This window comes from Variovorax sp. Soil_C_17, from assembly GCF_057657265.1.
This window is the reverse complement of sequence record NZ_JBDGIT010000003.1, coordinates 692,273-712,791: the sequence shown is the minus strand read 5'-3', so window position 1 is coordinate 712,791 and position 20,519 is coordinate 692,273. Positions and strand designations below refer to the sequence as shown.

19 protein-coding genes are annotated in these 20,519 nt (G+C 67.3%); 7 read left to right on the top strand and 12 right to left on the bottom strand.

What is annotated here, in order from left to right:
- Positions 1-7: 7 nt before the first annotated feature.
- The 6 genes from AC3A6Y_RS18515 to AC3A6Y_RS18490 all read right to left on the bottom strand — a co-directional run bounded on the left by AC3A6Y_RS18515 (position 8) and on the right by AC3A6Y_RS18490 (position 8,303).
- On the bottom strand, positions 8-3,184 hold the full coding sequence (locus AC3A6Y_RS18515) for a CusA/CzcA family heavy metal efflux RND transporter (RefSeq protein WP_487869678.1): 3,177 nt from the start codon (positions 3,182-3,184) through the stop codon (positions 8-10).
- A 12-nt stretch (positions 3,185-3,196) separates the two neighbouring features.
- On the bottom strand, positions 3,197-4,477 hold the full coding sequence (locus tag AC3A6Y_RS18510) for an efflux RND transporter periplasmic adaptor subunit (RefSeq protein WP_487869677.1): 1,281 nt from the start codon (positions 4,475-4,477) through the stop codon (positions 3,197-3,199).
- Entirely contained in the window at positions 4,474-5,751 is a 1,278-nt protein-coding gene (locus AC3A6Y_RS18505; RefSeq protein WP_487869676.1) for a TolC family protein, read from the bottom strand. The genes AC3A6Y_RS18510 and AC3A6Y_RS18505 overlap by 4 nt, the downstream gene beginning before the upstream one ends.
- 71 nt (positions 5,752-5,822) lie before the next feature.
- On the bottom strand, positions 5,823-6,176 hold the full coding sequence (gene czcI / locus AC3A6Y_RS18500; RefSeq protein WP_487869675.1) for a cation efflux protein, CzcI family: 354 nt from the start codon (positions 6,174-6,176) through the stop codon (positions 5,823-5,825).
- Between the two features lie 25 nt (positions 6,177-6,201).
- The gene (locus AC3A6Y_RS18495; RefSeq protein ID WP_487869674.1) at positions 6,202-7,350 is read right to left on the bottom strand and encodes a GNAT family N-acetyltransferase; all 1,149 of its coding nucleotides are present in this window, start codon (positions 7,348-7,350) and stop codon (positions 6,202-6,204) included.
- A 14-nt stretch (positions 7,351-7,364) separates the two neighbouring features.
- Positions 7,365-8,303, bottom strand: a complete 939-nt coding sequence (locus tag AC3A6Y_RS18490) for a DMT family transporter (RefSeq protein ID WP_487869673.1) — start codon at positions 8,301-8,303, stop codon at positions 7,365-7,367.
- 220 nt (positions 8,304-8,523) lie between these two features.
- Here AC3A6Y_RS18490 and AC3A6Y_RS18485 point away from each other — a divergent pair, with 220 nt between their 5' ends.
- Positions 8,524-8,862 carry a P-II family nitrogen regulator gene (locus tag AC3A6Y_RS18485; protein WP_487869672.1) on the top strand — a complete coding sequence of 113 codons (339 nt, stop codon included), beginning with the start codon at positions 8,524-8,526 and terminating at the stop codon, positions 8,860-8,862.
- Positions 8,863-8,866: 4 nt separating this feature from the next.
- Here the strand turns inward: AC3A6Y_RS18485 and AC3A6Y_RS18480 are convergent, their stop codons facing one another.
- The 6 genes from AC3A6Y_RS18480 to AC3A6Y_RS18455 are packed head-to-tail and all read right to left on the bottom strand — an operon-like array spanning position 8,867 to position 12,369.
- Positions 8,867-9,460: an LOG family protein gene (locus AC3A6Y_RS18480; protein WP_487869671.1), complete on the bottom strand. Its 594-nt coding sequence runs from the start codon at positions 9,458-9,460 to the stop codon at positions 8,867-8,869.
- Positions 9,461-9,518: 58 nt separating this feature from the next.
- Positions 9,519-9,914 carry a diacylglycerol kinase gene (locus AC3A6Y_RS18475; RefSeq protein WP_487869670.1) on the bottom strand — a complete coding sequence of 132 codons (396 nt, stop codon included), beginning with the start codon at positions 9,912-9,914 and terminating at the stop codon, positions 9,519-9,521.
- Positions 9,911-10,540 carry an RDD family protein gene (locus tag AC3A6Y_RS18470; protein ID WP_487869669.1) on the bottom strand — a complete coding sequence of 210 codons (630 nt, stop codon included), beginning with the start codon at positions 10,538-10,540 and terminating at the stop codon, positions 9,911-9,913. The genes AC3A6Y_RS18475 and AC3A6Y_RS18470 overlap by 4 nt, the downstream gene beginning before the upstream one ends.
- Positions 10,541-10,552: 12 nt before the next feature.
- On the bottom strand, positions 10,553-11,356 hold the full coding sequence (locus AC3A6Y_RS18465; RefSeq protein WP_487869668.1) for a DUF3106 domain-containing protein: 804 nt from the start codon (positions 11,354-11,356) through the stop codon (positions 10,553-10,555).
- A 24-nt stretch (positions 11,357-11,380) separates the two neighbouring features.
- Positions 11,381-11,806 (bottom strand): DUF3619 family protein, encoded by a 426-nt coding sequence (locus AC3A6Y_RS18460; protein WP_487869667.1) that lies wholly within the window; start codon positions 11,804-11,806, stop codon positions 11,381-11,383.
- A complete protein-coding gene (locus tag AC3A6Y_RS18455) occupies positions 11,803-12,369 on the bottom strand; it encodes an RNA polymerase sigma factor (RefSeq protein ID WP_487869666.1) in 567 nt (188 codons plus the stop codon). Before AC3A6Y_RS18455 ends, AC3A6Y_RS18460 begins: the two co-directional genes overlap by 4 nt.
- Before the next feature lie 284 nt (positions 12,370-12,653).
- Here AC3A6Y_RS18455 and AC3A6Y_RS18450 point away from each other — a divergent pair, with 284 nt between their 5' ends.
- The 6 genes from AC3A6Y_RS18450 to AC3A6Y_RS18425 all read left to right on the top strand — a co-directional run bounded on the left by AC3A6Y_RS18450 (position 12,654) and on the right by AC3A6Y_RS18425 (position 20,473).
- Positions 12,654-14,429: an acetolactate synthase 3 catalytic subunit gene (locus tag AC3A6Y_RS18450; RefSeq protein WP_487869665.1), complete on the top strand. Its 1,776-nt coding sequence runs from the start codon at positions 12,654-12,656 to the stop codon at positions 14,427-14,429.
- 130 nt (positions 14,430-14,559) lie between these two features.
- Positions 14,560-15,051, top strand: a complete 492-nt coding sequence (ilvN, locus tag AC3A6Y_RS18445; protein WP_068683703.1) for an acetolactate synthase small subunit — start codon at positions 14,560-14,562, stop codon at positions 15,049-15,051.
- 45 nt (positions 15,052-15,096) lie between these two features.
- Complete coding sequence (ilvC, locus tag AC3A6Y_RS18440) at positions 15,097-16,113, top strand: ketol-acid reductoisomerase (RefSeq protein ID WP_487869664.1); 1,017 nt, start codon at positions 15,097-15,099, stop codon at positions 16,111-16,113.
- 88 nt (positions 16,114-16,201) lie between these two features.
- On the top strand, positions 16,202-17,026 hold the full coding sequence (pssA, locus tag AC3A6Y_RS18435) for a CDP-diacylglycerol--serine O-phosphatidyltransferase (protein WP_487869663.1): 825 nt from the start codon (positions 16,202-16,204) through the stop codon (positions 17,024-17,026).
- 181 nt (positions 17,027-17,207) lie between these two features.
- Positions 17,208-18,911 (top strand): 2-isopropylmalate synthase, encoded by a 1,704-nt coding sequence (gene leuA / locus AC3A6Y_RS18430; protein WP_487869662.1) that lies wholly within the window; start codon positions 17,208-17,210, stop codon positions 18,909-18,911.
- Positions 18,912-18,934: 23 nt separating this feature from the next.
- Positions 18,935-20,473, top strand: a complete 1,539-nt coding sequence (locus AC3A6Y_RS18425; RefSeq protein ID WP_487869661.1) for a 2-isopropylmalate synthase — start codon at positions 18,935-18,937, stop codon at positions 20,471-20,473.
- The last annotated feature ends 46 nt before the right edge of the window (positions 20,474-20,519 follow it).

Here is a 20,519-nt window from a genome sequence, read left to right as displayed (position 1 = left end):
TGCGCCTTCAGGTCGCGCCTGTCGTCGTTGGAACCGCGGCGCCGGCGACCGCCGGCTCGTCCTCGTCGCGCCGATGCGCCAGGCGGTACAGCAGCGGCAGCACCAGCAGCGTCAGCGCCGTGGACGAGAGGATGCCGCCGATCACCACCGTGGCCAGCGGCCGCTGCACCTCGGCCCCGGTGCCGGTGGCCAGCGCCATCGGCACGAATCCGAGAGAAGCGACCAGGGCCGTCATCAGCACCGGACGCAGCCGGGTCAGCGCGCCTTCGTGGATGGCCTGGTCGAGCGAACGGCCGGCCTCGCGCAGGTTGCGAATGAAGGACAGCATCACCAGCCCGTTGAGCACTGCCACGCCCGACAGCGCGATCAGGCCCACTGCCGCGGAAATGGACAGCGGGATGCCGCGCAGCCACAGCGCGAGGATGCCGCCCGTGAGCGCGAAGGGGATGCCGGTGAAGACTAGCAGCCCGTCCTTGAGATTGCCGAACATCGCGAACAGCAGCACGAAGACCAGCAGCAGCGCGAGCGGAATCACCAGCTTCAGCCGTGCGGCCGCCGACTCCAGTTGCTCGAAGGTGCCGCCCCAGGTGGTCCAGTAGCCGGCCGGCACCTTCACGCGGGCCTGCAGGGCGGCCTCGGCCTCGGGCACGAAGCTGCCGATGCTGCGGCCCTGCACATTGGCGCTGACCACGATGCGCCGCTTGCCGTTTTCGCGCGAGACCTGGTTCGGGCCGGGCGCGATGGCCAGCGTGGCGATCTCCGACAGGGGCACGAAGGCGGTTCGGCCCGCCGAGTCCCGTGGCAGCGCGATGGGCAGGCGGCGCAGCGCCTCCAGGTCGCCGCGTACCGCTTCCGGCAGGCGCACGACGATGGCGAATCGGCGGTCGCCCTGGAAGAAGGTGCCCGCGGCCTTGCCGCCGATCGCGATGGCGATCGCCTCCTGCACCTCGTTCATGCCGAGGCCGTGGCGCGCGGCCCGGGTGCGGTCGACCTGCAGTGTGAGCATCGGCAGGCCGGTGGTCTGCTCGACCTTGACCTCGGTGGCGCCGGGCACGGACTGGAGCACCGAGGCGATGCGGTCGGCGGTGGTCTTCAACACCTCGTTGTCGTCGCCGAAGACCTTGACCGCCACGTCGGAACGCACGCCCGAGATCAGCTCGTTGAAGCGCAGCTGGATCGGTTGCGAGAACTCGTAGTTGTTGCCCGGGAGCGTGCCCACCTCCTCGCGCACGGCGGCCAGCAGTTCGTCGCGCGTGCGGCGCGGTGCGGGCCATTCGGATTCGGGCTTGAGCATGATGTAGCCGTCCGAAATGTTGGGCGGCATCGGGTCGGAGGCGATCTCGGCCGTGCCGGTGCGCGCGAAGACGCGAGCGATCTCCGGAAACTTCTGCATGAGCCGCGCCTCGATGCGCTGCTGCATCTCCACCGACTGCGAGAGGCTGGTGCCCGGGATGCGCAGCGCCTGGACCGAGAAGTCGCCTTCGTCGAGGTTGGGCACGAACTCGCGGCCCAGCCGGCTGGCAGCCAGCAGCGAAAGCAGCACCAGCACGACCACGGCCGTCAGCACCACCGAGGCATTGGCCAGCGAGCCGCGCAGCGCCGGCGCGTACCGGCGGCGTGCCCATTCCATCAGCCGGTTCTCCTTCTCTGCAACGCGCCGGCCGATGAAGAGCGCGACCGCGGCCGGAACGAAGGTGACCGACAGGATCATCGCGCCGAGCAGCGCCAGCACCACCGTGAAGGCCATGGGCTGGAACATCTTCCCCTCGACACCGCCGAGCGCAAAGATCGGCAGGTAGACGATCATGATGATCAGCTGACCGTAGATCAGCGGCCGGCGCGCCTCCCGCGAGGCGGCGAAGACCTCGTGGAAGCGCTCGGCGCGCGTGAGCGGCCGCCGGTGGTGCGCCTGCGCATGGGCGAGCCGCCGCACGCAGTTCTCCACGATCACCACGGCGCCGTCGACGATGATGCCGAAGTCCAGGGCGCCGAGGCTCAGCAGGTTGGCGCTGATGCGTCCGCCCACCATCCCGGTAAAGGTGAAGAGCATCGAGAGTGGAATCACCAGCGCGGTGATGATGGCTGCGCGGATGTTGCCGAGGAACAGGAAGAGCACCGCGATCACCAGCGCCGCGCCTTCCAGCAGGTTCTTCTTGACCGTGGCGATGGCCTTGTCGACCAGCACCGTGCGGTCGTACACCGTCACCGCTTTCACGCCGGGCGGCAGGCTGCGGTTGATCTGCGCCATCTGCCGGTCGACCGCCTGCGAGACCGTGCGGCTGTTCTCGCCCAGCAGCATGAAGACCGTGCCGAGCACCACCTCGCGGCCGTTCTCGGTCGCCGCGCCGGTGCGCAGCTCCTGGCCGAGCGAGACCTGCGCCACGTCGCCGATGCGCACCGGCTCGCCCTGCGCGCTGCCCAGGAGGATGGCGCGGATGTCCTCGATGGACTGCACCTGGCCCGGCGCGCGCACGAGGTACTGCTCGCCGCGGCGCTCGATGTAGCCGGCGCCGACGTTGGCGTTGTTGCGCTCCAGCGCGGCCACCACGTCCTGCAGGCCGAGTCCGCGCGCGGCCAGGCGCTCCAGGTCGGGCGCGACCTGGTACTGGCGGTCGAAGCCGCCGATGGAATTGATCTCCGTCACGCCCGGCACGTTGCGCAGTTGCGGCTTGATGATCCAGTCCTGGATCTCGCGCAGGTCGGTGGGGGTGTAGGGCGTGCCATCGGGCTGGCGCGCGCCTTCCTCGGCCTCGACGGTCCACAGGTAGATCTCGCCCAGGCCGCTGGAGATCGGGCCCATGGCGGGCGTCAGCCCCTGGGGCAGCCGGTCGCGCGCCTCCTGGATGCGCTGGTTGACCAGCTGCCGCGCGAAGTGGATGTCGGTACCGTCCTCGAAGACCACCGTCACCTGCGAGAGGCCGTAGCGCGAGAGCGAGCGGGTCTGCTCCAGGCCGGGCAGGCCGGCCATCACGGCCTCGATGGGATAGCTGACGCGCTGCTCGGTCTCCAGCGGCGAATAGCCCGGCGCCGGGGTGTTGATCTGCACCTGGACGTTGGTGATGTCGGGGATGGCGTCGATGGGCAGCCGGCCGTAGTTGTAGATGCCCAGGGCGCTCATGCCGAGCACGGCCAGGAGGACCAGCCATCGCTGTTCGATGGCGAAGCGGATGAGTCGTTCGAACATGGATCGCTCGCCTCAGTGGGTGTGGCTCGCGCCGGCCTTGCCCTGCTCGGACTTGAGCACGTAGCTGTTGCCGGCGGCGTAGCGCGCGCCGGGCTGCAGGCCTTCGACGATCTCGACGAAGCGGCCGCCCGCGCGGCCCAGCTTCACGGGCTGGGCGACGAAGCCGCCCGGCACGGCGAGGAAGACCACGCTTGTGTCGCCCATCGTCTGAACCGCTTCGGTGCGCACGGCCACGGGCACTTCGGCCTCCTCGGCAAGCACGGTGATGGTGACGAAAAGGCCCGGACGCCAGACGAGTTGCGGGTTGGCCAGCGTCACGCGCGCCTTGGCGGTGCGCGTCTGCTCGCCGATCGAGGCGCCGACGTAGGAGATCGTGCCCTCGGCCTTCTCCTGCGAGGCGGTGGAACTCACGACCACCTTCGCGCCGACGCGCATGCGGCCGATTTCCTGCGCGGGTACGGCCATCTCGGCCCAGACCGTCGAGAGGTCGGAGAGGGTGAAGACGTTGGCGTCCTCGCGCACCGCCTCGCCGAGCGAGATGTGCTTCTCGACGAGGGTGCCGTCGAAGGGGGCGCGCAGCTCGAACTGGTTCAGCGCGCCGGCCGTTGCGCTGGCGCCCACCGCCCGGAGCTTCTGCTGCGCGTTGCGTACTGCGATCTGCGCCTCCTGCAGTGCGGCGCGGGCCTGCAGGACGTCCTGCTCGGCGGAGATCCTGTCCTTCCAGAGGCGCTCTTCGCGGGCATGGGTGGCGCGCGCCAGCGCGAGCCGGCGCTCGGCGGTGAGCAGTTCGCTGCGCTGCTCCGACAGCGCGGTGCTGGCGATCACCGCCAGAAGCTGTCCCCGGCGCACCTGCTGGCCCAGGCTGGCCGGCACGCGCTCGACCACGCCGGCGAGGCGCGGCACGACGTGGGCGGTGCGGTCGTCGTTGAAGCGAATCTCGCCCGGCAGCTGGAGCGTGGCCTGGACGCGGGCGCTGCCGGCGCTTTCCTGGGTGATGCCGGCGGCCTGGATCTGCGCCTCGGTCAGTGCGACCTTGGTCTCGTCCTTGTGCGCGGAAGCGGAGGGTTTTTCCTTTTTCGCTTCGCCATGGGCGTGGGCCTCTTCGGGCTCCTTGTGGGCGCCGGCCGATGGCTCGGTGTGCGGGTCGTGGTCCGCGTGGGCGGCCTCTGTTTCTTCGTGAGCATGCTCCGCGCTGCCCGGCGAGCGCCCGGTCGTCAGGATGGCGGCGGCTGCGAGCAGGCCGAGGATCAGGATGGCAGCGATCGCTGCCTTCTTCTTGAGCGGGGAGGTCATGGTGTTGCTGCCTGTGCGTGAGGGTGGCGACCGAGCAGGCGGTCGAGGGTGGCTGCCGCCTGGTGGGCGCCGGCGACGACGTCGAGGTAGCGCACGCGTGCCTGCAGCAGGCTGCGCTGCGCGTCCAGGACGTCGAGGAAGCCGAACTTGCCGGCCTCGAAGCCGCGGGTGGCCGCGTCGTGGGCCTGCTGCGCCGCGGGCAGGATGGTGACCTTCAGCGTCCGGGCCGAAGCGCTCGCAAGGGCCAGCTGCGAGGCGGCGTGCCGGGCTTCGTTGGCGAGGCGGATGCGTGCCGCGCGGTAGTCGTCTTCGGCCTTGTCGGCACGGCGGAGGGCCGCCTCCAGCCGGCCCTCGTTGCGGTCGAACAGGGGCAGCGGCACGGTCACGCCGACCACGGCCTGGGTGATCTGCGTGTCGTTGGAGCGCTTGGCGCCGACGTTCAGCGTCAGGTCGGGAACCTGTTTGCTGCGCTCCACCTCGATGGCGGCCTTGCGGCGCTCCCACTCGAGGCGGCTGGCTTCCAGTTCGGGCGCGGCGTCGAGCGCGGCGAGCAGCTGCTGCGCGTCGGCGCGCACGGGCAGCGCGTCGAGGTCGCCCTCGACCTGCGCATGACCGAGTTCGGGGCTGCCCCAGAACGCAGCCAGGGCCTGGCGCGCGCTCTGCAGCTCGGCCCGGGCATCGGCCAGCTCCAGCCCGGCGTTGGCCTGCTCGACCCGGGCCCGCGTTTCGTCGACCGGCGAGATCTTGCCGGCCGCCACGCGCCGCGCGGTCGCGTCGGCGCCGCGTGTCGAGAGCTCGGCCGAAGCGCCGGCGAGCTTCACGCGCTCCTGAGCCACCAGCACGCGGAAGAAGGCGGCCAGCAACTGGGCCCGCAGCTCGGCCCGTGCGCCCAGCAGGCCGGCTTGCGCCAGCTCGCTCGCGCGCCGGGCCTCGGCCACGCGTGCGGCGCGCTTGCCGCCGAGCTCGAGCGGGATGTTCAGCTGCGCGGTGGTGCTGCGCGTGGCTCGGCGCTCGTCCTCGAGCAGCACGGCCAGCTCCGGGTTGGGCGGCAGGTCGGCCTGGCGCACCTCTGCCTCGCTGGCCTCGAGCTCGCGACGGGCGGCCGACACGCTCGGGCTGTACGCCTCGGCGAGCGCGGTGGCGGTGGCCAGCGACAGCGGAGCCGCTGCGCCGGCCGAAATTGTGGGTGTGGAAGTCTCAGGCTGGGCCTGGACGGCGAATGGACTGGACAGGGCGGCCGCCAGTCCGAGCGGCCATAGAAGAAGTCTTCGCATCGAATCTCATAGGGTTGATCCAGGGATTCGGCGAGACGGGAACGAGGGGAAGGTGTTGCGCGTCTCGCCGGTCAAGCGAGACGCGGCCACTGGGGCCGGTCGGGAGCGCGCGGTTGCGCGGAGAGGTAGGTGTGCCGTGGCGGCGGCCCGTGCAAGTGCTTGAGGTCCGCCGCGGGGAGGGGATGGGCAGGCGACAGCAGCAAGGGCACGCAGGAAGCGTGGCAGCTGCCGCAATCGGCGTCGAAGGCGGCCTGGCTCTTGGCGGTCTTCGTCGGTTCTGCCTTGTGGACATGCTCGTGGTGCCCGATGTGCGCGGCGTGGCCCGGATTGCTCTCGTGCGCGCAGTACGCGCTGGCGACGGACCAGCTCAACTGCAGCGGCAGCAGCAGTGCCAGCAGGAGCCAGAAGGGTCGGAATCGGCGCATGGGCAGCGAGTATAGGTGCGGCTTTTTACTCGGCGTGACGGAAGGGGCTGCGTTCGCCGAGGTGGTCGAGGTAGTTCGCGATGCCTTCGTCCTCGCGTTCGAGAAAGCGCTCCACCGCGTCGGCGAAGGCAGGGTGGGCCAGCCAGTGCGCGCTGGTGGTCTTCGCCGGCATCAGGGCGCGCGCCATCTTGTGCTCGCCCTGTGCGCCGCCCTCGAAGCGCTGCACGCCATGATCGATGCACCAGGCGAGCGGCTGGTAGTAGCAGGCCTCGAAGTGCAGGCAGTCCACCCGCTCGAGTGCGCCCCAGTAGCGGCCGTAGGCGACGGAGGCATCGTCGGACAGCGCGATCAGGCTGCTGGCGATGGGCTTGCCGCCGCGCTCCGCGATGAACAGCAGCCAGGCCTCGGGCATGTCCTCGGCCATGCGGCCGAAGAATTCGGGCTTCAGGTAGGGCGGGTTGCCGTGCTCGCGGTAGGTGCGGGCATAGCAGCGGTAGAAGAAGTCCCAGTCGGCTTCGCGGATGTCGGCGCCGCGGGACCAGCGGAAGCGCACGCCGGCGTCGTGCACCTTGCGCCGTTCCTGGCGGATCTTCTTGCGCTTGTCGTGGGAGAGGCTGGCGAGGAAGGCGTCGAAGTCCTTCCAACCGACGTTCTTCCAATGGAATTGCACCGTGTGTCGAAGCATCAGGCCGGCATCGGCGCAGGCCTCGATGTCCTCGTCGGCGCCGAAGAGCAGGTGCAGCGACGACAGCTCTTCTTCCCTGCACCAGGCGAGCAGCGCCTGCACCAGAAGGGCGCGGCTGGCGGCGTCGCGCGCCAGCAGGCGCGTCCCCGGTACCGGGGTGAAGGGCACCGCCACCACCGCTTTCGGGTAGTAGGCCAGCCCGTGCTGCTGGTAGGCGTTGGCCCAGGCCCAGTCGAACACGTACTCGCCGTAGGAGTGGCCCTTGAGGTACATCGGGCAGGCCGCCATCAGCTCGCGGCCGCGCCACAGCGTGAGGAAGCGCGGCGCCCAGCCGCTCTGGGGCGAGGCGCTGTCGCTCTGTTCCATGGCGTCCAGGTAGGCATGACGCATGAAGGGGGAGGGCGCGGCCTGCGCGGCCAGCAGGCCGTCCCAGGCGGCGGCGTCGATCTCGGAGGCGGCGCCGTGGATGCGGACGACGGGGTCGGTCAAGGGCGTGCGTTCCGTCAGCGGCCCCGAGGGCCGGTGGTCTCGGCGATGTAGATGCCGCCCAGCACCAGGGCCAGCGCCACTGCGTGGTAGGCCGACAGCGGCTCGCCGAGCACGAGCACCGCCAGCAGCGGCCCGAAGATCGGCACCAGGTTGAGGAAGACGCCCGCCCGGGCCGGGCCGATCAGGCCGACCGCGTGGATGAAGGTGACCTGCGAGATGAAGGAGGGCAGCAGCCCGACGAAGAGGATCAGCGCCCAGCCTTTGGACGTGGGGACGAAGAATCCGCCCGTGGCGATTTCCGCCACGAGCAGCGGCACGGACACCAGGCAGGCCACCGCCGCAGTCGCCGCGAAGAAGACGATGGCCGGCACGTCCGGCCGGCGGCGCAGGCCCAGCGCATAGGCGGCATAGAGCAGGCTGGCCAAGATCATCCAGACGTCGCCGATGTTGAAGCCCAGCGCGGCCAGCTGCGCCGGATGCCCGCCCGAAGCCACCACCACGATGCCCGCGAGCGTGATCGCCACGCCCAGCGACTGCAGTCCGCCGATGCGCGTGCGGAAGAACAGCAGGCTGCCGAGCAGCACCAGCACCGGGATGGTGCCCTGGATGATCGCGATGTTGATGGCCGTCGTGTGATGGGCCGCGGCGTAGAACAGCGCGTTGAAGCCGGTGAAGCCCAGCGTGCCCATGAGCGCAATGAAGCGCCACGAGGGCAGCAGGGCGCGCCAGTGCTGGGCGATCTGCTGGCGCGCGCACAGGCCGAGGGCCAGGCAGCAGACGATCCAGCGCGAGAAGGTCAGCATCATCGGCGAGACCTCGCCCACCGCGAGCCGGGCGGCCACGGCGTTGGCGCCCCAGATCAGCGTGGTGAACACCAGCAGCACGTAGGCTTGGTTGTGGAGCCAGGGGAAGAAGGACGAAAAAAAGCCGGGGGAGGAAGAACCTGGGCGCATGGCCCGCCGAGCGTAGCAGCCCCTGCGATCGGGCGTGCGGCGCATCTTCCAAGCCATCGGCGCGCGGGGGCGAATGACATAATCTTTTCGACTCCCTGGCACGCAACATGCTCGGCGACGAAGCCATCGCGGGCATCCGGGTAGGCCATCGCCGCGTCGGCGTCGATTGGCGCTACCCTATCGCGAGCAATTCATCGAAACCGCCGGAAGAAAGAGACCTATGAAGCAAATCACCGCCATCGTCAAACCCTTCAAGCTCGACGACGTGCGCGAGGCGCTGGCCGAAGTCGGCGTCACCGGGCTCACCGTCACCGAGGTCAAGGGCTTCGGCCGGCAGAAGGGGCACACCGAGCTCTATCGCGGCGCCGAGTATGTGGTCGACTTCCTGCCGAAGATGAAGGTCGAGGTCGTGGTCAACGAGGCGGACCTGGACCGCTGCGTCGACGCCATCGTCACCGCCGCGCGCACCGGCAAGATCGGCGACGGCAAGATCTTCGTGACCAATGTCGAGCGCGTGGTGCGCATCCGCACCGGCGAGGAAGACGAGCAGGCCGTGTAGGCTTTCAGAGCACTGCGGCGAGCTTGTCGCTGCGGGGGTGGCGGCCGGCTTCCTCGATCAGCGCCTCGAGCAGGGCCGGCGCTTCGTTCCCCGACCGGATCAGGCCCATCTGCCATTCGCCCATGAAGCCCTCGCGCACGCTGTGCGCCAGGAAGTCGAGCAGGCCGGCGTAGTAGCCCGCCACATCGAGGATGCCGATCGGCTTGTCGTGGTAGCCGAGCTGGCGCCAGGTCCAGATCTCGAACAGCTCCTCGAAAGTGCCGATGCCGCCGGGCAGGGCGACGAAGGCGTCGGCGCGCTCGCCCATCATGGCCTTGCGCTCGTGCATGGTGTCGACCACGTGCAGCTCGTCGCACAACGGATTCGCGAGCTCCTTGTCGACCAGGGCCTTCGGGATGATGCCGACCACGCGGCCCCCGGCGTTGCGGGTCGCCTCCGCCACCGTGCCCATGAGGCCGGTGCGGCCGCCGCCGTAGACCAACTGGCCGCGGCGCTCGCCGATCCAGCGGCCGACCGCCTTGGCCACCGCCAAGAATTCCTGCCGCTCGCCGGGGCGCGAGCCGCAATAGACGCACATCGAAAAAGTAGTAGGAGTCATGCCCGGATCATGCCGCCATCGCATGACGTGCGGCTTGCACGAAGGTGCGTGTCAGGGCCTATCCCGCGAAGCGGTGCCACAGTGCGGCAAACCACACGCCGCAGCACAGGATGATGGACAGCAGCACCGCGGCGCTGCCCACGTCCTTGGCGTTCTTGGAAAAGGAATGCCATTCCGGGCCCACGCGGTCGACGGTTGCCTCGATGCCGGTGTTGAGCAGCTCGACGATCATCACCAGGACGACCACCGCCGCGAGCAGGGCAGTCTCGACCCAGGTCCGGCCGATCCAGAAGGCGGCCGGCAGCATGACGATGGCGCACAGGACCTCCTGGCGGAAGGCAGCTTCGCCCCAGCCGGCGCGGAAGCCATCGAGCGAGATCAGGGCGGCGTGCCAGATGCGTTCCAGGCCGCGTCGCGACTTCTGCGGATTGACGGGATTGTCGACGGTGCTCATCGGCGGTTCATTGGAAGACCTTCGCCTTCGGTTGCGGTGCGAGCGCCGTCGGGCGGCCGGGCGGCGCTCATGGGTGTGGAAGGGATCAGGCGGGTGCCTGACCAGGCGTCGTGCCAGAACTGGCGTTCGGGATGAAAGCGCGAGAGTAGCGCCCAGACGATCACCCAGCCGAAGATCAACACCGCCGACTCGCCGCCGCCCAGCTTGAAGGGCGCGATGGCGGCCAGCGGCGGCAGGAACCAGATCCAGGAGAGCAGGTAGCGCAGCAGCGCGCGCCCTTGGGTGACCGGGCGGCCGAGCCGGTCGACCACGCGGATGCCCCAGGTCTTCATGGCCAGGGTCTGGCCCTTGGACCAGAACCAGACGAAATAGACGCCGAACACGACGAACAGGAAGGCCTGCAGCAGGTGCCGGCGCGAGTCCATGGCGTCGCGCATCTGGCCCAGCGTGCTGAACAGCCAACCGGCGACGAACACCACGGCGAACAGCAGCATGCCCTCGTAGAGCCAGCAGGCCATGCGCCGCCACAGGCCGGGCGCGCTCAGGCCGGCAGGAGCGGAGGGGACGGAGGGATCAGGAAGGGGCGCGGCGGGGGCGCCGGCGCTGTCGGAGGGACTGGAAGCCATCGGCAGCTTGTATCACGGCGCGGCGGAGGGCTGATCGCTGGTGCGTGTCTGAGGCGTGGCGGAGACCGAGGTATCCGCCGGAGCAATCGTGGCGGGAGGCGGCGGCACTTGCGCCTCGGCAGTGACAGGCTGCCCGGCTGCCGGGCTCGCCGCAGGCAGGCGTGCGAGAGACGGCTGCGGCATGGGCGCTGGCGGCGACAGCTGGATCCGCGGCGTGTGTGCAGCGTCGGGCGTCGCGGCTGGCAACTGGACCAGCTTCTGGGCCGGCACCGGCCGGATCGCCACCGCGGCGCCGGGGCGGGGCTTGGCGCGCGCGGCCAGCTCGCGTTTTTCTTCCTCGCTCAGGGCCTGGTAGGCCTCCCACTTGGCCTTGCGTTCGTCGACAGGGACCTGCTTGACCTCGGCGAAGTTGAGCCGAGCCTGCGAGCGCTGCTGGTTGCTCAGCGTGGCCCACTCGGTCATCCGGCTGTGCAGGACCTCCTGCTCGGCCGGCGAAAGCTTGGCGTAGTTGCGCGAGAGGGCCAGCCACTTGCGCTTGTGGGGTTCCGTCAGGCTGTCCCACTGCAGCGCGAGCGGCTCCAGGGCGCGCTGCTGCCGGGTGCTCAGGTCGCGCCACAAGGGCTTGGAGACGGCAGCCGGCTTCGCCGTGCTCGCGGAGGCCGCCGAGGTCGTGCCATGGGCCCGAACCTGTGCGCCGGCGGGCACCATGGCCGCTCCGGCGAGCGCGAACACCAGCAGCACGCACGCGGCCCCGGCTGCCCGCGGCAATGGCCGGCGCAGCGGAAATGGCGCGTTGGAATGAAGGCGTTGCGGCATGCGAGCGGGCAAAAGGAAGTGGGCTTAACGCTGGGCGGTGCCTTCGGTCTTCAGGAACTGGGCGAAACCGGGGTCTGTATAGGCGGCAGGCGGCAGGTCGTCGGTCAGCAGGGCGGCATCGACTTCGGCCAGTTCGTCGGTCCGGTTGTCCTCCTGCAGGGTGGTGATGACGATGAGCCCGGCCACCAGTGCGATCAGCGGAATGACGGAGCCGATCCGCGTCCACCAGCCACCGCCGAGGGCCGCGCTGCCGCCGTTCGGCACCACGGCAGGGGCCGTTTGCAGCACCTGCACCACCTTGCGGCGAGCCACGGCCTGCATGCGCGCGGCGCGCAGGCGCTCGCTGATCTCGTGCGGCAAATCCTGGGTGCCGGCCGAAAGCCGTGCGGCCACCTGGCGGCCGAATTGCGCCTCGGCCTCTGCAGAGATGGTGGAAAGCGTTGTATTCATAGCGAAATTCCCTTGGCCTTGAGCGCCTTGCTCAGGGCGTGAACGGCGCGCGAACAGTGGGTCTTGACGCTGCCTTCGGAGCAGCCCATCGCAGCGGCAGTCTCGGCGACGTCCATTTCTTCCCAGTAACGCATTAAAAAGGCCTCGCGTTGACGACCCGGCAAGGCAGCGATTTGTTCCTCGATCTGATGAAAAATCTGGGCGCGCCGGGTGCTGTCCTCGGCGCTTTCGCTCTCACGGGTGTCGGTGCCGGCCGTGAAATGCTCGAGCAGGTCGAATTCGCCGTCCTCGTTCGAGGACTCGAAGTCGCTCATGTTGGAGAAAAGCGCCCGCCGGGTCTTCTGGCGCCGGAACCAGTCCAGCGTGCAGTTCGAGAGGATGCGCTGGAACAGCAGCGGGATCTCGTTGGGCGGCTTGTCGCCATAGTGCTCAGCCAGTTTCATCATGCTGTCCTGCACGATGTCGAGGGCGGCTTCCTCGTCCCGCACGTGGTAGATCGTGCGCTTGAAAGCACGCCGTTCGACGCCTTTCAGGAAATCGGAGAGTTCTTGTTCAGTTGCCAAGCGAGTCCGGCACAGGGCGCGCCGCGTGGGAGGTGTCTCGGGGACGAGATGCTGTTTTTTGTCGCCGCGGATTATGCCTGTGCGCCTGTTACAGCCGTGCCTCGGGTCTTGGCTGGTTTTCCGATGTCATAATCCGCGCTGCAAGTCAAAAGGCAAACGGGTCACGGTCCGGCGGTACGACAAGTCCGCTCATGGCTTTGGCCTCAAGTTTCGACGCGGCTTCACAAGAGCTTGCGAAGAGGCACCCAAGGTTTTTCGTTCCCGAAAAAACACAAAGGTTGATCATGGAAATCTCAAAAGCGGAACTCGCTTCCGCAGCAGCCGTCACCGGCAGTCAAACGCAAGAACTCATGGGCGCCGAAGTGCTGGTCAAGGCACTGCAGGCCGAGGGCGTCCAGTACGTCTGGGGCTATCCCGGCGGCGCGGTTCTCTATATCTACGACGCGTTCTACAAGCAGGACACCATCCAGCATGTGCTGGTGCGCCACGAACAGGCGGCGGTGCATGCGGCGGACGGTTATGCGCGTGCCACCGGCGAGGTCGGCGTAGCGCTCGTCACCTCGGGCCCGGGCCTGACCAATGCTGTCACCGGTATTGCGACTGCTTACATGGACAGCATCCCGATGGTGATCATCTCGGGCCAGGTGCCGACCGCGGCCATCGGCCTGGATGCGTTCCAGGAATGCGACACCGTCGGCATCACCCGCCCGATCGTCAAGCACAACTTCCTCGTCAAGGACCCCAGGGACCTCGCCATGACGATGAAGAAGGCCTTCCACGTCGCGCGCAGCGGGCGTCCGGGGCCAGTGGTGGTGGACGTGCCGAAGGACGTCTCCTTCAAGAAGGTCAGCTACAGCGGCTATCCCGACAAGGTCGAGATGCGTTCGTACAACCCCGTGCGCAAGGGCCATGGCGGCCAGATCCGCAAGGCGCTGCAGCTGCTGCTCTCGGCCAAGCGCCCCTATATCTATACCGGCGGCGGCGTGCTGCTCGGCAACGCGACCAACGAGCTGCGCGCCCTGGTCGACATGCTGGGCTATCCGGTCACCAACACGCTGATGGGTCTGGGCGCCTATCCCGCTTCCGACCGCAAGTTCCTCGGCATGCTGGGCATGCACGGCACCATCGAGGCCAACAATGCGATGCAGAACTGCGACGTGCTGCTGGCCGTTGGCGCGCGCTTCGACGACCGCGTGATCGGCAACCCGAAGCATTTCGCGCAGAACGAGCGAAAGATCATCCATGTCGACATCGACCCCTCGAGCATCTCGAAGCGGGTGAAGGTCGACATCCCGATCGTCGGCGACGTGAAGGAAGTGCTGACCGAGCTGATCTCGATGATCAAGGAAAGCAGCACCAGGCCCGACGCGGGCGCGCTGGCCGGCTGGTGGGACACCATCGAGGGCTGGCGCAGCAAGGATTGCCTCAAGTACGACCGCGGCAACAAGGACGTGATCAAGCCGCAGCACGTGGTCGAGACCCTGTGGAACATGACCAAGGGCACCGACACCTACATCACCTCGGACGTCGGCCAGCACCAGATGTGGGCGGCGCAGTACTACCGCTTCGACGAGCCGCGCCGGTGGATCAACTCCGGCGGGCTGGGCACCATGGGCGTGGGGATTCCCTATGCGATGGGCATCAAGCTGGCAAAGCCGCAGGCGGAGGTGTTCTGCATCACGGGCGAGGGCTCGGTGCAGATGTGCATCCAGGAACTGTCGACCTGCCTGCAGTACAACACGCCCATCAAGATCTGCTCGCTCAACAACCGGTATCTGGGCATGGTGCGCCAGTGGCAGGAGATCGAGTACTCGGGCCGCTACAGCCACAGTTACATGGACGCGCTGCCCAATTTCGTGAAGCTGGCGGAGGCCTATGGCCATGTGGGCATGCTGATCGAGCGCCCGCAGGACGTCGAGCCGGCGCTGCGCGAGGCGCGCAAGCTCAAGGATCGGACCGTGTTCATGGATTTCCGCACCGACCCCACCGAGAACGTGTTCCCGATGGTCAAGGCGGGCATGGGCATCACCGAGATGCTGCTGGGCTCCGAGGATTTGTAACGGACGACAGGCCGGTCCGCAGGCGGGCCGGCTCCTTCATTAACTTTTTTGCGGATGAATCTATTGTCCGTCGAGCCCGCGCATTACCGTGCACGGGGGAGGGCGGCGAAAAGAGGAATCCCTTTCTGACATGAAACACATCATTGCCGTGCTGCTCGAGAACGAGCCCGGCGCACTCTCCCGCGTCGTCGGCCTTTTTTCCGCCCGCGGCTACAACATCGAATCGCTCACCGTCGCGCCCACAGAGGACGCGAGCCTGTCGCGCATGACCATCGTGACGGCCGGCTCCGACGACGTGATCGAGCAGATCACCAAGCATCTCAACCGCCTGATCGAGGTCGTCAAGGTCGTTGACTTGACCGAGGGCGCCTACACCGAGCGCGAGCTCATGATGGTGAAGGTGCGCGCAGTCGGCAAGGAACGCGAGGAGATGATGCGCATGGCGGAAATCTTCCGCGGCCGCATCATCGACGTGACCGACAAGAGCTACACCATCGAGCTCACCGGCGACCACGGCAAGAACGATGCCTTCCTCGAGGCCATCGACCGCGGCGCCATCCTCGAGACCGTCCGTACCGGCGCCAGCGGCATCGGCCGTGGCGAGCGCATCCTGCGCGTTTAAAAAACCCCACCCACACATCCACCGAATCTACGAAGGAGCAACACCATGAAGGTCTATTACGACAAGGACGCCGATCTCAGCCTGATCAAGGGCAAGACCGTGGCGATCATCGGCTACGGCAGCCAGGGCCATGCGCACGCGCAGAACCTCAACGACAGCGGCGTGAAGGTCGTCGTCGGCCTGCGCAAGGGCGGCGCCTCCTGGCCCAAGGTCGAGAAGGCTGGCCTGAAGGTCGCCGAAGTGGCGGACGCCGTGAAGTCGGCCGACGTGGTCATGATCCTGCTGCCCGACGAGCAGATCGCCAACGTCTACAAGAACGACGTCGCTCCCCACATCAAGGAAGGCGCTTCGCTGGCGTTCGCGCACGGCTTCAACGTGCACTATGGCTTCGTGCAGCCGCGCGCCGATCTCGACGTGTGGATGGTGGCGCCCAAGGCCCCCGGCCACACCGTGCGCAGCACCTACACCCAGGGTGGCGGCGTGCCGCACCTGATCGCGGTGCATGCCGACAGGAGCGGCAAGGCGCGCGACCTCGCTCTTTCGTATGCGACGGCCAACGGCGGCGGCAAGGCCGGCATCATCGAGACCAACTTCCGCGAGGAGACCGAGACCGATCTGTTCGGCGAGCAGGCCGTGCTGTGCGGCGGCACCGTCGAGCTCATCAAGGCCGGCTTCGAGACGCTGGTGGAAGCCGGGTATGCGCCCGAGATGGCCTACTTCGAGTGCCTGCACGAACTCAAGCTGATCGTCGACCTGATCTATGAAGGCGGCATCGCCAACATGAACTACTCGATCTCGAACAACGCCGAGTATGGCGAGTACGTGACGGGCCCGCGCATCGTGACCGAGGAAACCAAGAAGGTCATGAAGCAGGTCCTGCGCGACATCCAGACCGGCGAATACGCCAAGAGCTTCGTGCTGGAGAACGCAGGAGGCGCACCCACGCTGATAAGCCGCCGCCGCCTGAACGCCGAGCACCAGATCGAGGTGGTGGGCGAGAAGCTGCGCGCCATGATGCCCTGGATCAAGAAGAACAAGCTGGTCGACCAGACCCGCAACTGATCGGACTTTCCTACGCGACAAGGGCCACCCGCTGGGTGGCCCTTTTCTTTGATGCCGCGCGAGCGGCTGAACTACACTGCGCCGATCCATGCATGACGACACGCTCCCCGAAGATCTAGCGCCGCGCAAGCGTCGCAAGGGCATCTATATCCTGCCCAACCTGTTCACGCTGGCGGCGCTGTTCGGGGGCTTTTACTCGGTCGTGATGGCCATGAACGGCCGCTTCGACCTGGCCGCGCTCGGCGTGTTCGCCGCGATGATCCTCGACAGCCTGGACGGCCGCGTGGCGCGCATGACCAACACGCAGAGCGCCTTCGGCGAGCAGATGGATTCGCTCTCCGACATGGTGTCCTTCGGCGCCGCACCGGCGCTGATCGCCTACGAATGGTCGCTCAAGGGCCTGGGGCGCTGGGGCTGGATCGCGGCTTTCGTCTACTGCGCTTGCGCGGCGTTGCGGCTGGCGCGCTTCAACGTCAACACCGGCGTGGTCGACAAGCGCTGGTTTCAGGGCCTGCCTTCGCCGGCGGCCGCGGCGCTGGTGGCCGGTTTCATCTGGCTGATGACCGAATGGGGCAAGCGCGGCGGCGAGGTGCTGTATCTGTCCTGGCAGCAGATCACATGGATCACCTTCGGCTTCACGCTCTATGCCGGCCTCACGATGGTGACCAACGTACCTTTCTACAGCTTCAAGGACGTTCAGGTGAAGAGGAGCGTGCCCTTCGCCGTGATCGTGCTGATCGCGCTGGCCATCGCAGTGATCAACATCCATCCGCCGACGGTGCTGTTCGGCGTGTTCGTGGCCTACGGCCTGAGCGGCTACGTGGTCTACGGCTGGCGCAAGGCCAAGGGTCAGCACGTGAGCGTCATCAGCACCTCGACCGAGGAACCCGACGAGCGCGGCCTGCACAAGTGATTGGGCCTGTGCTACATTCGCCACTCCCATGAACAAGATTTCGCTGGCCCTACTACTGATCCCGCACGGGCGGAGAAGGTAGCGCGCGCAAGCGATTCCATCACACGGCCCGTTCGCACCAGCAACGGGCCGTTTCACTTGGGGTTGCTGGTTGTCCATCCAACCACAGCGAGAAATACAGATGTTGAAGCAACCCGACCGCAAGTACCGCGCCTTTGCACCCATCGGCCTCAAGGACCGCAGCTGGCCCGATGCCGTGCTGACCCAGGCCCCGATCTGGCTGTCGACCGACCTGCGCGACGGCAACCAGGCGCTGGTGGAGCCGATGGACATCGAGCGCAAGATGCGCATGTTCGAAACCTTGGTGGCCATCGGCTTCAAGGAGATCGAGGTCGGCTTCCCCTCGGCGTCGCAGGTCGAGTTCGACTTCGTGCGCAAGCTCATCGAAGAAGACCGCATTCCCGACGACGTGACGATCCAGGTGCTGACGCAGGCGCGCGACCATCTGATCGAGCGCACCTTCGAATCGCTGCAGGGCGCGCCGCGCGCCATCGTGCACCTGTACAACGCGGTCGCGCCCGTGATGCGCCGCGTGGTGCTGGGCATGGACGAGGAGCAGATCGTCGAACTGGCGACCTCCCACGCGCGCATGTTCAACGTGCTCGCGGCCAGGCAGCCGTCCACGCAGTGGACCTTCCAGTATTCGCCCGAGATGTTCTCCGGCACGGACCTGGCCTTCTCGAAGCGGGTGGTGGATGCAGTCACCGAAGTGTGGGCCCCGACGCCGCAGCGCAAGTGCATCGTCAACCTGCCCTCGACGGTCGAGCACGCCACGCCCAACATCTTCGCGGACATGATCGAATGGATGCACCGCAACCTGGCACGACGCGACTCGATCGTGCTGTGCGTGCATCCGCACAACGACCGCGGCACGGGGACGGCCGCCGGCGAGTTCGCGCTGATGGCAGGGGCCGAACGCATCGAGGGCTGCTTGTTCGGCAATGGCGAGCGCACCGGCAATCTCGACGTGGTGAACGTCGCGCTCAATCTGTACACGCAGGGCGTTTCGCCCGGCCTGGACTTCTCGAACATCGACGAGATTCGCGCCACGGTCGAGCACTGCAACCAGTTGCCGGTACACCCGCGTCATCCCTACGTGGGCGACCTGGTCTACACCTCTTTCTCGGGCTCGCATCAGGACGCGATCAAGAAGGCCTTCGCGGCCCGCAAGGAAGGCGACATCTGGGACATGCCCTACCTGCCGATCGACCCCAAGGACGTGGGCCGCAGCTACGAAGCCGTGATCCGCGTCAACAGCCAGTCGGGCAAGGGCGGCATCGCCTACCTGCTCGAAAGCGAGTTCGGGCTCGAGCTGCCGCGCCGCCTGCAGATGGAGTTCAGCCAGGTGGTGCAGCGCGTGATGGACGTCGCAGGCAAGGAACTCACGGCGGCCGATCTCTGGCAGCTTTTCGAACGCGAGTACCGCATCGGCAATGAAATTGGGCCCCAGCACCGCGTGCTCGAGGAGCGGGGCGAGGGGGCCGACGCTTCGGTAGTGCTGCGCGCCGACCTGCCCTGGGCCGGCGAGGTGCGCCGCATCGAGGGCCGGGGCAATGGGCCGATCGACGCCTTCATCCACGCGCTGGCCGACGCCACCGGGCATGCGATCCGCGTGATCGACTACCACCAGCATGCGATCGGTGCCGGCGCCGATGCGCAGGCCGTGGCTTATCTCGAGCTGCGGGTCGACGAGACCCGCACGCTGTTCGGCGTCGGCAAGGACGCTGACATCGTCTCGGCCTCGCTCAAGGCCATCGTGTCGGGCCTCGAGCGGGCGCGAGCGCAGGGCGCCCGCAGCGCACAATCGGCGGTTGAAGCCGCCTAATTCAAGGACCAAGGAGACCCGCGATGGCCGACAAACTCATCATCTTCGACACCACCCTGCGCGACGGCGAACAGTCGCCCGGGGCCTCGATGACCAAGGACGAGAAGCTGCGCATCGCGCGCCAGTTGGAGCGCCTGCGGGTCGACGTCATCGAGGCCGGCTTTCCGGCCAGCTCGAACGGTGATTTCGACGCCGTCGCGGCGATCGCCGGGGCCATCAAGGAGTCCACGATCTGCGGCCTCTCGCGGGCCAACGACCGCGACATCTCCCGTGCCGCAGAGGCCTTGAAGGGCGCGGCCAGCAGCCGCATCCACACCTTCATCGCGACCTCGCCGCTGCACATGGAAAAAAAGCTGCGCATGACGCCCGATGAGGTGTTCGAGCAGGCCAAGCTCGCGGTGCGCTTCGCCCGCAACCTGGTCGGCGACGTCGAGTTCAGCCCGGAGGACGGCTATCGCAGCGACGTCGACTTCCTGTGCCGGGTGCTCGAGGCCGTGATCCACGAGGGCGCGACCACCATCAACGTGCCCGACACCGTCGGCTATGCGGTCCCGGAGCTCTACGGCAACTTCATCAGGACGCTGCGCGAGCGCATCCCGAACAGCGACAAGGCAGTCTGGTCCGTGCATTGCCACAACGACCTCGGCATGGCGGTCGCCAACTCGCTGGCCGGCGTGAAGATCGGCGGGGCGCGGCAGGTGGAATGCACCATCAACGGCCTGGGCGAGCGCGCCGGCAACTGCTCGCTGGAAGAGATCGTGATGGCGGTGAAGACACGAAGGGATTACTTCGGGCTGGACCTCGGCATCGACACCCGGCACATCGTGGCGGCGAGCCGCATGGTCAGCCAGACCACCGGCTTCGTGGTGCAGCCCAACAAGGCAGTGGTGGGCGCCAACGCCTTTGCCCATGCCTCCGGCATTCACCAGGACGGCGTGCTCAAGGCGCGCGACACCTACGAAATCATGCGCGCCGAGGACGTCGGCTGGACCGCCAACAAGATCGTGCTGGGCAAGCTCAGCGGCCGCAACGCTTTCAAGCAGCGCCTGCAGGAACTGGGCGTGGCGATGGAGAGCGAGGCCGACATCAACGCCGCCTTCGCTCGCTTCAAAGAACTTGCTGATCGAAAAAGCGAAATATTTGACGAAGACATCCTTGCACTTGTAAGCGACGAGGAGCATTCGCACGTTGCGGAGCAGTTTGGCTTTGTATCCTTGTCACAGCACAGCGAAACCGGCGAGCGCCCCCAGGCGCGCATCGTTTTCACGGTGCATGGCAAGGAAGTCACGAGCGAGTCGGAAGGCAATGGCCCGGTCGATGCTTCGCTGAAGGCCATCGAGGCCCGGGTGAAGAGCGGGGCGGAGATGGTGCTCTATTCGGTGAACGCCATCAGCGGGTCGACGGAGAGCCAGGGCGAGGTCACGGTCCGCCTGCAGAACGCGGGCCGGGTCGTCAATGGCGTCGGTGCCGATCCGGACATCGTGGTGGCCTCAGCCAAGGCTTATTTGAGTGCGCTCAACAAGTTGCAGAGTCAAGCTGAGAGAGTGGCAGCACAAGGTTAGTTGTTTGGGGGATCCTTTGTTTCGAATGAAGAAAAGGATGCAAGTA

Excerpts from the sequence above, each read along its gene's own strand:
- AC3A6Y_RS18515 (WP_487869678.1), bottom strand. The coding sequence starts at position 3,184 with ATGTTCGAACGACTCATCCGCTTCGCCATCGAACAGCGATGGCTGGTC.
- AC3A6Y_RS18510 (WP_487869677.1), bottom strand. The coding sequence starts at position 4,477 with ATGACCTCCCCGCTCAAGAAGAAGGCAGCGATCGCTGCCATCCTGATC.
- AC3A6Y_RS18505 (WP_487869676.1), bottom strand. The coding sequence starts at position 5,751 with ATGCGAAGACTTCTTCTATGGCCGCTCGGACTGGCGGCCGCCCTGTCC.
- czcI (WP_487869675.1), bottom strand. The coding sequence starts at position 6,176 with ATGCGCCGATTCCGACCCTTCTGGCTCCTGCTGGCACTGCTGCTGCCG.
- AC3A6Y_RS18490 (WP_487869673.1), bottom strand. The coding sequence starts at position 8,303 with ATGCGCCCAGGTTCTTCCTCCCCCGGCTTTTTTTCGTCCTTCTTCCCC.
- AC3A6Y_RS18485 (WP_487869672.1), top strand. The coding sequence starts at position 8,524 with ATGAAGCAAATCACCGCCATCGTCAAACCCTTCAAGCTCGACGACGTG.
- AC3A6Y_RS18480 (WP_487869671.1), bottom strand. The coding sequence starts at position 9,460 with ATGACTCCTACTACTTTTTCGATGTGCGTCTATTGCGGCTCGCGCCCC.
- AC3A6Y_RS18475 (WP_487869670.1), bottom strand. The coding sequence starts at position 9,914 with ATGAGCACCGTCGACAATCCCGTCAATCCGCAGAAGTCGCGACGCGGC.
- AC3A6Y_RS18470 (WP_487869669.1), bottom strand. The coding sequence starts at position 10,540 with ATGGCTTCCAGTCCCTCCGACAGCGCCGGCGCCCCCGCCGCGCCCCTT.
- AC3A6Y_RS18465 (WP_487869668.1), bottom strand. The coding sequence starts at position 11,356 with ATGCCGCAACGCCTTCATTCCAACGCGCCATTTCCGCTGCGCCGGCCA.
- AC3A6Y_RS18460 (WP_487869667.1), bottom strand. The coding sequence starts at position 11,806 with ATGAATACAACGCTTTCCACCATCTCTGCAGAGGCCGAGGCGCAATTC.
- AC3A6Y_RS18450 (WP_487869665.1), top strand. The coding sequence starts at position 12,654 with ATGGAAATCTCAAAAGCGGAACTCGCTTCCGCAGCAGCCGTCACCGGC.
- ilvN (WP_068683703.1), top strand. The coding sequence starts at position 14,560 with ATGAAACACATCATTGCCGTGCTGCTCGAGAACGAGCCCGGCGCACTC.
- ilvC (WP_487869664.1), top strand. The coding sequence starts at position 15,097 with ATGAAGGTCTATTACGACAAGGACGCCGATCTCAGCCTGATCAAGGGC.
- pssA (WP_487869663.1), top strand. The coding sequence starts at position 16,202 with ATGCATGACGACACGCTCCCCGAAGATCTAGCGCCGCGCAAGCGTCGC.
- leuA (WP_487869662.1), top strand. The coding sequence starts at position 17,208 with ATGTTGAAGCAACCCGACCGCAAGTACCGCGCCTTTGCACCCATCGGC.
- AC3A6Y_RS18425 (WP_487869661.1), top strand. The coding sequence starts at position 18,935 with ATGGCCGACAAACTCATCATCTTCGACACCACCCTGCGCGACGGCGAA.